This window comes from Streptomyces musisoli (assembly GCF_016741855.1).
Lineage (GTDB): Bacteria > Actinomycetota > Actinomycetes > Streptomycetales > Streptomycetaceae > Streptomyces > Streptomyces musisoli.
On the sequence record NZ_JAERRH010000013.1, the window covers coordinates 179,005 to 189,697 of the forward strand.

Here is a 10,693-nt window from a genome sequence, read left to right on the forward strand (position 1 = left end):
CACCGTCGCGTACGGCCCGTCCTGCAGCGTCGCGAACCGCCGTCCTGCACCGTCGCGAACGGCCCGTCTGACACCGGCCGGGACGGGCCGCCCGGCACGGGCCCGGACGCCGTCCACCGTGTCACAGACGGCTCGTCCCCAGGGACCCCTTACCGGCCACAGGGGTCCTGGGGGCCGTAGGGGTGTCTTGCGTCATCACCGCCTGCCTAGCCTCCGAGAACGGAGGGGAAGCGGACCGGAAACCGTCCGGAGACGATCCGCACGGCCCAGGCCCTCACTTCGATCTCGATCGGATGGCGCGCTGGTGAACAACGAAGAGCAACTGCTCGACTATCTCAAGCGGACGACCGCGGAACTGCGGGAGGCGCGGCGACGGCTGCGCGAGAACGAGCAACGCGCACACGGCCCGGTCGCCGTCGTCGGCATCGGCTGCCGCTACCCGGGCGGCGTCACCACTCCCGAGGAACTGTGGGACCTGGTCGCGTCCGGCACCGACGCGGTGTCCGACTTCCCCGCCGACCGGGGCTGGGACGTGGACGCCCTCTACGACCCCGACCCGGCGCGGCCCGGCCGGACCTACTCCCGCACCGGCGGATTCCTGCACGACGCCGCCGACTTCGACCACGACTTCTTCGGCATCAGCCCCCGCGAGGCCCTCGCCATGGACCCGCAGCAGCGACTGCTGCTGGAGACCTCCCACGAGGCGTTCGAGCGGGCCGGCATCCTCCCGGCCTCCCTGCGCGGCAGCCGCACCGGCGTGTTCGCCGGCGTGATGTACAACGACTACGCCACCCGCCTCACCTCCGTACCCGACGACCTCGACGGCTACCTCGCCAACGGAAGCGCCGCCAGCATCGCCTCCGGACGCGTCGCCTACACCTTCGGCCTCGAAGGCCCGGTGGTGACCGTCGACACCGCGTGCTCCTCCTCCCTGGTCGCCGTGCACTGGGCGGTACGGGCGCTCCAGTCGGGCGAGTGCTCGCTCGCCCTCGCCGGCGGCGTCACCGTCATGTCCACACCGGAGACGTTCATCGACTTCAGCCGGCAGCGCGGACTCGCCCCGGACGGCCGCTGCAAGGCGTTCGCCGCGGCGGCCGACGGCACCGGCTGGGGCGAGGGCGCCGGCATGCTGCTGCTGGAACGGCTCTCCGACGCCCGGCGCAACGGCCACCCGGTGCTCGCCGTCGTCCGGGGCAGCGCGGTCAACTCCGACGGCGCCAGCAGCCGCCTGACCGCGCCCAACGGCCCGTCACAGCAGCGCGTCATCCGGCAGGCGCTGGCCGGCGCGGGACTCACCGCCGCCGACGTCGACGTGGTCGAGGCGCACGGCACCGGGACCTCCCTCGGCGACCCCATCGAGGCGCAGGCCCTGCTCGCCACCTACGGCCAGGACCGCGCGGAGCCGCTGCTGCTGGGCTCGGTCAAGTCCAACCTCGGGCACACCCAGGCCGCCGCGGGCGTGGCCGGGATCATCAAGACGGTGCTGGCCATGCGGCACGGTGAGGTGCCGCCGACGCTCCACGTCGACGCCCCCACCGACCAGGTCGACTGGAGCGCGGGCGCCGTCGAACTCGCCCTGGAGCGCCGCCCGTGGCCCGCCACCGGACGGCCTCGCCGCGCCGCCGTCTCCTCCTTCGGGATCAGCGGCACCAACGCCCACGTCATCCTCGAACAGGCCCCCGCCGAGCCGGACCCGGCCGAGGACGCGGACCACCCGCCCGTGCGGGACGGCGCCTGGCTCCCCTGGATCGTCTCCGGCCGTACCCGCCGGGCCCTCACCGGACAGACCGAGCGCCTGCGCGACCACCTGGCCGCACACCCGGGCATCCGCCCCGCCGACCTGGGACTGTCGCTGGCCACCACCCGCGCCCGCTTCGAGCACCGCGCCGTCGCGGTCGGCCGGGACACCGGCGAACTGCTCGACCGGCTCGCCGCCGCGGCCCCGCTCACCCGCATGGGCGGCAAGACCGCCTTCCTGTTCACCGGTCAGGGAGCGCAGCGGCTCGGCATGGGCCGGGACCTGCGCCGGGCCTTCCCGGTGTACGCCGAAGCCTTCGACGCGGTGTGCGCGCTCGCCGACCGGAGTCTGGAACGGCCGCTCGCCGAGGTGATCGACACCGACGCCGGCCTGCTCACCCGTACCGACTACGCGCAGACCGCCCTCTTCGCCACCGAGGTCGCCCTGTACCGGCTCCTGGAGTCCTGGGGCGTGACCCCCGACTACCTGGCCGGACACTCCGTCGGCGAACTGGCCGCCGCCCATGTCGCCGGTGTGCTGTCCCTGCCGGACGCCGTCCGGCTCGTGCTCGCACGCGGCACCCTGATGGCGGCCCTGCCCGCGGGCGGCGCCATGGCCGCGCTGCGCGCCACGGAGGAGGAGGTCACCCCCCACCTGGACGACCGGGTCGGCCTCGCCGCCGTCAACGGCCCGCGCTCCGTGGTCGTCTCCGGCGCCGAGGACGCCGTGGAGGCCCTCGCGGCCCGCTTCGGCAAGAGCAAGCGGCTGACGGTCTCGCACGCCTTCCATTCACCGCTGATGGAGCCGATGCTGGCCGGCTTCGCCGAGGCCGCCGCCCGGTGCGCCTTCGAACGGCCGCGGATCCCGATCGTCTCCACCCTCACCGGAGCCCTCGCCGACCCCGGCCGACTGGCCACCGCCGGCTACTGGGTCGAGCACGTGCGCCGGCCCGTCCGCTTCGCCCCCGCCATGGCCGCCCTGCACGAGCTGGGCGTCCGGAAGTACCTCGAAGTCGGCCCGGACGCGGCCCTCACCGCCCTGGCCGTGGACTGCGTGCCCGAGGACAGCGTGACCGTCGCCGCCTTGCGCCGCGACGGCGACGAGGAACGCGACCTGGTCGCGGCCGTGGCCCGGCTGCACGCGGCCGGCACGGCCGTGGACTGGGCGGCGTTCTTCGCCCCGCACGCCGCCCGGCCCACCGGCCTGCCCACCTACGCCTTCCAGCGCGAACGCCTCTGGCTCGAGGCCACCGCAGGCGGCGGCGACGCCGACGGCCTGGGGCAGAGCGCCACCGGCCACCCGCTGCTGACCGCCGCGGCCGACCTGCCCGACACCGGGGGAGCGGTCCTCACCGGCCGCCTCTCCCGCGCCTCCCACCCCTGGCTCGCCGACCACGCCGTGCACGGCACCGTGCTGCTGCCCGGCACCGCCTTTGTCGAGATGGCACTCCAGGCGGCGGAACGCACCGGCTGCGACACCGTGGACGAACTCACCCTGCACGCACCGCTGATCCTGCCGGAGCAGGGCGCGCTTTCCGTACAGGTCGCCGTCGGCGGCGAACGCGACGGACGGCGGGAGCTGACCGTCTGGTCCCGCCGCGCCGACACCCCCGACGCTCCGTGGACCCGCAACGCCGCCGGCGTCCTGGCCGGTGCCGAGGAGGGAAACCCGGCCGGCCTGACCGACTGGCCGCCCCGGGACGCCGAACCCGTCGACCTGGCCGGTCTGTATCCCGCCCTCGCCCGCACCGGGTACGGCTACGGCGAGGTCTTCCAGGGCCTGCGCGCCATGTGGCGCCGCGGTGACGAACTGTTCGCCGAGGCGGCCCTGCCCGAGAGCGCCCGCGCCACCGCCGCCGCGTTCGGCGTGCACCCGGCCCTCCTGGACGCGGCCCTGCACGTCAACCTGCTGGAGCTGCCCGGCGGTCAGGCGGTGCTGCCGTTCGCCTGGGGCGGTGTCACGCTGCACGCGGCGGGCACCGGCACCCTGCGCCTGCATCTGTCCCCGTCCGGCCCCGACGCCGTCACCCTCGCCCTCGCCGACGGCTCCGGAGCACCCGTCGCGACCGTGCGCAGCCTCGTCGCCCGCCCCGTCTCGGCCGAACAGCTCGCCGGGGACGGCGACGACCCGCTGTACCGGGTGGACCTCGTCCCGGCACCCGGCGCGGAGACCACCGCCGACGCCCCCGCCCCGGCCGTGTGCGGCCTCACCGACACCGGCCACCGCACCGACACCTCTCACCGCGACGGCACCGTTCACCGCGACGACACCGCTCACCGAGACGGCACCGGCCACCGCGACGGCATCGTTCACCGCGACCGCACAGGCCACTTCCACACCGGCGACCACGACGACACCGGCCGCTCCGACGACATCGGCCACCCCGGCCACCCCGTCCCGGCCGGCACCGGTCTCGACGCGCCCCACCACGCCGACCTGGCCGCCCTCACCGCGGCGGGCCCGGTGCCCGACCTGGTCGTCCTGGCCGTACCGGCCGCCCCCGACACCGTGGCGGACCTGCCCGGCCTGGTCCGGCAGCGGGTCAACGCCACCCTGGACGCCCTGCGCGCCTGGACGGCCGACGAGCGGTACGCCGACCGCCGGCTCGCGGTGCTGCTGCGGACCGGCGACCTCAGCCACGCCCCACTCCACGGGCTCGTACGCGCCGCCCAGGCCGAGAACCCCGGCCGGTTCCTGCTGATCGACAGCGACAGCGGCACCGGCACCGGAACGGGCCCCGCCCTCGCCACCGCGCTCGCCTCCGGCGAACCGGAGATCGCGGTGCGGGACGGCGAGGTACGGGTGCCGCGGCTGGCCCGCGCCAAGTCCGGCGGCCCGATCTCCTGGGACCCGGACGGCACCGTCCTGATCACCGGCGGCACCGGCGGACTGGGTGCCCTGATCGCCCGCCACCTGGTCACCGAGCACGGCGTACGGCGCCTGCTGCTGGCCGGCCGGCGCGGCGCGGACGCCCCCGGCGCCACCGAACTGCGCGACCGGCTCACGGAGTCGGGCGCCGAGGTCACCCTCGCCCGGTGCGACGCCGCCGACCGGGCCGGACTGGCCGCGCTGCTCGCCGAGCACGACGTACGGGCCGTGGTGCACGCCGCCGGAGTCGTCGACAACGGCGTCCTCGCCACCCTCGACGCGGACAGGGTCGACCGGGTGCTGCGGCCCAAGGTGGACGCCGCCTGGAACCTCCACGAACTGACCCGCGACAAGGACCTGTCGGCGTTCGTCCTGCTGTCCTCCACCGCGGGTCTGCTGGTCGGCGGCGGCCAGGCCAACTACGCCGCCGCCAACACCTTCCTGGACGGCCTCGCCGCCCACCGCCGCTCCCTCGGCCTGCCGGCCGTCTCCCTCGCCTACGGCCTGTGGTCCGGCACCGGCGGCCTGAGCGCCGGCATCGACGCCGGCGACCTGGAACGGCTGCGCCGGCTCGGACTGCCGCCGCTGACCCCCGCCCAGGGACTGCGCACCTTCGACGCCGGCCTCGGCGCCGAGGACGCCGTACTGGTGCCCGTCCGCCTGGACGCCGCCGCGGTGCGCGCCCGGCCCGACGGCGTACCCGCGCTGCTGCGCGGCCTGGTCCGGCCCGCCCGGCGGCGCGGCACCGATCCCGCCGCGGGCGTCCCCGCCCACTCCTGGCACGACCGGCTGGCGCGTTTGCCCGACCCCGAACGCGACCGCGCCCTGCTGGAGTTGGTCCGCACCCACGTCGCCGGCGTGCTCGGGCACCCCTCGCCCGAGTCGGTCGACCCCGGGCGCGCCTTCCAGGAGATGGGCTTCGACTCGCTCGCCGCCGTCGAACTGCGCAACCTCCTCGCGGGTGCCACCGGCCTGACCCTGCCCGCGACCCTCGTCTTCGACCAGCCCACGCCCCTCACCCTCGCCACCCACCTGAAGACCGCCCTCGTGCCCGGACCGGCCGACCTCACCCGGTCCGCGCTGGCCGAGCTGGACCGCCTCGAAGCCGCCCTGCACGCCCTGCCCGACCAGGACGGCAGCCACGCACGCGTCGCCGCCCGCCTCGAAGCGCTGCTGCGCGGCTGGCAGGACACCCACGGACGCGCCGGCGCGCCCGTACCGCCGGAGGACTTCCGGGAAGCCAGCGACGACGAACTCTTCGCCAGGATCGACAACGAACTGGGAGCCCTGTGATGGAAGACTCGGCCACGGCCGGCAAGCTCCGCGACTACCTCAAGCGGGCCACGACCGAGCTGGAGCGCAGCCGCCGCCGCGTACGCGAGCTGGAGGACCAGGACCGCGAGCCCGTCGCCATCATCGGCATGGGCTGCCGCTACCCCGGCGGGGTGCGCACGCCCGAGGACCTGTGGCGCGTCGTCGACGAGGGCATCGACGTCGTCACCGAGTTCCCCACCGACCGCGGCTGGGACGTCGAGGCGATCTACGACCCCGAGCCCGGCGCCCCCGGCAAGACCTACGTACGCCACGGCGGCTTCCTGCACGACGCCGCCGAGTGCGATCCCGCGTTCTTCGGCATCAGCCCCAAGGACGCGCCCGGCACCGACCCGCAGCAGCGGCTGCTGCTGGAGGTCACCTGGGAGGCCTTCGAGCGGGCCGGCATCGACCCCACCACCATGAAGGGCACCCCGACCGGTGTCTTCGTCGGCCTGATGCACCACGACTACATCGGCGGCACCATCTCCGGCAGCATCGTCTCCGGCCGCATCGCCTACACCCTCGGTCTGGAGGGTCCCGCGGTCACCATGGACACGGCCTGTTCCTCCTCCCTGGTGGCGCTGCACTCGGCCATCCAGTCGCTGCGCAAGGGCGAGTGCTCCCTGGCGCTCGCGGGCGGCGCCGCCGTCATGGCCAGCCCCGAGATGTTCGTCGAGTTCAGCGAGCGCCGCGCACTGTCCCCCGACGGCCGCTGTCACTCCTTCTCCGACGACGCCGCGGGCGCCGCCTGGGCCGAGGGCGCCGGCATGCTGCTCGTCGAGCGGCTGTCCGACGCGCTGCGCAACGGCCACGAGGTGCTCGCCGTCGTCCGCGGCTCGGCCGTCAACCAGGACGGTGCCTCCAACGGCCTCACCGCGCCCAGCGGCCCCGCCCAGATCCGGGTGATCCAGCAGGCCCTCGCCGACGCGCGGCTCGCCCCGCACCACATCGACGCCGTCGAGGCGCACGGCACCGGCACCACCCTCGGCGACCCCATCGAGGCCCAGGCCGTCATCGCCGCCTACGGTCAGGACCGGCCCGGGAACCGGCCGATCTGGCTCGGCTCCATCAAGTCCAACATGGGCCACCCGCAGGCCGCGGCCGGCGTCGGCGCCGTCATCAAGATGGTCATGGCGATGCGCCACGGCACCCTGCCCCGCACCCTGCACGTCGAGAAGCCCTCCACCGCCGTCGACTGGAGCGCGGGCGACGTCCGGCTGCTCACCGAGGCCCAGCCCTGGGACACCCCCGACGGCCGCCCGCGGCGCGCCGGCGTGTCCTCCTTCGGTATCTCCGGCACCAACGCCCACACCGTCCTGGAGCAGGCGCCGCCCACCGAGACCGGCACGGCCGCACCGGAGCGCGCCGCGCTGCCCGTCCTGCCGTGGGTGCTGTCCGGCAAGGGCTCCGACGCCGTCCGGCGCCAGGCGGAACGGCTCCTCGCCGTCGCCGGCGACCTCGACCCGTACGACGTGGGCCACTCGCTGGCCACCACGCGCGCCCTGTTCCCCCACCGCGCCGCCGTCACCGGCCGCGACCGCGACGAACTGCTGGCCGCCCTGCGCACCGTCGCCGACGGCAGCCAGGCCGCCGTGGCGGCCCCCGAACCGGGCCGGCTCGGCATGCTGTTCTCCGGCCAGGGCTCCCAGCGGCCCGGCATGGGCCGCACCCTGCACGCCGCGTTCCCGGTGTTCGCCGCCGCCTTCGACAAGATCTGCGCCGCCTTCGACGCACACCTGGACCGTCCGCTGCGCGAGGTGATGTTCGACGAGGACGCCGACCCAGCCACCGCGCCGCTGAACCAGACCCTGTACACGCAGGCGGCCCTGTTCACCTTCGAGACCGCCCTGTACCGGCTGCTGGAGCACTGGGGTGTCCGCCCGGACCTGCTCGCCGGACACTCCATCGGCGAGATCGTCGCCGCGCACGCCGCCGGAGTCCTGGATCTGGACGACGCGGTCGCCCTGGTCGCCGCCCGCGGCCGGCTGATGCAGGAACTGCCCGCGGGCGGCGCGATGGTGTCACTGCGGGCCGCCGAGGCGGAGGTCGTGCCGCTGCTCACCGACGGCGTCGACATCGCCGCGGTCAACGGCCCGCACGCGGTGGTGATCTCCGGCGACGAGGACGCCGTCCTCGCCGTCGCCGCCCAGGTGGAGAAGACGACCCGGCTGAAGGTGTCGCACGCCTTCCACTCCCGCCGCATGGACCCCATGCTCGACGCGTTCCGCGAGGTGCTGGCGGGCCTCACCTTCCACGAGCCCGCCCTGCCGGTGATCTCCAACGTCACCGGGCGCCCGGCCGGCGAACTCACCTCGCCCGACTACTGGGTACGGCACGTCCGCGAGGCCGTCCGCTTCCACGACGGGCTCACCGCGCTGGCCGCCGAGGGCGCCACCCGCTTCCTGGAGGTCGGCCCCGACTCGGTCCTCACCAACCTGGCGCAGGACGTCGTCCCCGACGTCATCGGCACCCAGCGCCGCGACCGTGCCGAGGACGCCGCCCTCGTCGAGGCCCTCTGCCGCCTCCACCTGACCGGCACCGGCCCCGACTGGACCGCCGTGTTCGCCGGGGGCCGCAAGGTCGACCTGCCCACCTACCCGTTCCGCCGCGACCGGCACTGGGCGGACGCCCCCATCCTTCAGGCCGAGCGCTCCGCGGCGGCCCGCGCGGGCGGTGACGCCGCCGACCCGTTCTGGGAGCTGGTCCGGGACCAGGACGTGACCGCCGTCGCCGCCACGCTCGGCGTCACCGACGAGACGTCCGTCGCCGCCGTCGTACCGGCCCTCGCGGCCTGGCACGAGCAGCGGCAGGCCCACGCCACCGCCGACGGCTGGCGTCACCGCGTCGCCTGGGAGCCGCTGGCGCCCGCCGCCACCCCGGCGCTCGGCGGCCACTGGCTCGCCGTCGTCCCGGCCAGCGACGACCCGTGGACCACCGACGTCCTGACCGGCCTCGGCGACCGGGGGCTGCGCGTCGACACCCTCACGGTGCCCGAGGCCGCCGGCCGCGCCGAGCTGGCCGCCCTGCTCGCCGGCCGGGACGGCGTCGACGGCGTCCTGTCCCTGCTGGCACCCGGCACCGAACCGGCCGCCACCGCCGCCCTGGTGCAGGCCCTCGGCGACGCCGGGATCACCGCCCCCCTCTGGTGCGTCACACGCGACGCCGTCGCCCACGGAACCGCCGCCCCCGTCACCGGATTCGCCCAGGCCGGCGTGTGGGGCCTCGGCCGGGTCGCCGCCCTGGAACACCCCGACCGCTGGGGCGGCCTGGTCGACCTGCCCGCCGAGACCGGCCCGCACACCGTCGCCCGGCTGGCCGCGCTGCTCCGCGACGCCGGCGGCGAGGACCAGGTCGTCATCCGCGAGACCGGCGCCTACGGCCGGCGCCTCGAACACGCCCCGGCCCGCGCCGGCACCCCCTGGAAGCCGTCCGACACGGTCCTGGTCACCGGGGCCACCGGCGCCGTCGGCGCGGCCGTCGCCCGATGGCTCGCGGCCCAGGGCGCCGACCACCTGCTGCTGACCTCCCGCCGCGGCATGGACGCGCCCGGCGCCGCCGACCTCGTCCGCGAACTCACCGGCACCGGCGCCGAGGTGACCCTCGCCGCCTGCGACGTCGCCGACCGCCGGGCGCTCGCCGCGCTGCTGGACTCCGTACCGCGGGAGCACCCGCTCACCGCCGTCATGCACCTGGCCGGTGTCCTCGACGACGGCGTCCTGGACGCGCTCACCCCCGAACGGTTCGCCGGCGTCCTCGCCCCGAAGGCCGACGCCGCCCGCCATCTGCACGAACTCACCGCCGACCTGGACCTGTCGGCATTCGTGCTGTTCTCCTCCCTGACCGCCACCGTCGGCGGCGCGGGACAGGCCAACTACGCCGCCGCCAACGCCTACCTCGACGCCCTCGCCGAACACCGGCACGCGGCCGGGCTGCCCGCCACCTCGGTCGCCTGGGGCCCCTGGGGCGGCGACGGCATGGCCGCCCACGGCACCGTACGGTCGGCCGCCCGCGCGATGGGCATGTCCCTCCTCGCCCCCGACCGCGCGCTCACCGCCCTGCAACGGGCCCTGGACGGCGGCGACACCACCGTCACCGTCGCCGACGTCGACTGGTCCGTGTTCGCGCCCGCCTTCACCTCGTCCCGGCCCAGCGCCCTGCTGTCCTCGCTGCCCGAGGCGAGGCGCGGCACCGGCGGGTCCGCCGAAGCGGATGCGGTCGACGGCTTCGCCGGGAAACTCGCCGGTCTCACCGGCGGCGAACGCGAGCGCGCCCTCCAGGAGCTGGTGTGCGGCCAGGCCGCCGCCGTCCTCGGCTACGCGGACGCCGACGCCGTCGAGCCGGCCACCGCCTTCCGCGACCTCGGCTTCGACTCCCTCACCTCCGTCGACCTGCGCAACCGCATCAGCAGCGCCGCCGGTGTGCCGCTGCCGGCCACGCTCATCTTCGACTACGCCACCCCCGCCGCCCTCGCCAAGCACCTGGGCACCGAACTCGCGGGCGCCGACACCTCCGTCGACTCCGTCGTCGCCGAACTCGACCGGGTCGCGGCCCGGCTCGGCGACCTCACCGCCGAGGACATCCAGCTGAGCCGCGTCACCACCCGCCTCCAGTCGCTGCTCACCGAGCTGAACAAGACCCTCGGCCAGGACGCCGCCGCCGTCGCCGGCCGACTGGAGGACGCCTCCGCCGACGACGTCTTCGCCTTCATCGACAACGAACTCGGCTCGGCGTGAGGCGACCCTCCCACGACACCCCGGCCCCACCGCAGTCCAC

At 75.7% G+C, this 10,693-nt stretch carries 2 protein-coding genes; both read left to right on the plus strand.

Features of this window, described 5'->3' with window-relative positions; genetic code table 11:
- Window positions 1-304: 304 nt before the first annotated feature.
- Window positions 305-5,899, plus strand: a complete 5,595-nt coding sequence (locus tag JK361_RS29055) for a type I polyketide synthase (RefSeq protein WP_201823528.1) — start codon at window positions 305-307, stop codon at window positions 5,897-5,899.
- Window positions 5,899-10,653, plus strand: a complete 4,755-nt coding sequence (locus tag JK361_RS29060) for a type I polyketide synthase (RefSeq protein ID WP_201823536.1) — start codon at window positions 5,899-5,901, stop codon at window positions 10,651-10,653. Before JK361_RS29055 ends, JK361_RS29060 begins: the two co-directional genes overlap by 1 nt.
- Window positions 10,654-10,693: the final 40 nt, after the last annotated feature.

Coding starts and splice junctions, on each gene's coding strand:
- JK361_RS29060 (WP_201823536.1), top strand. CDS start 5,899: ATGGAAGACTCGGCCACGGCCGGCAAGCTCCGCGACTACCTCAAGCGG.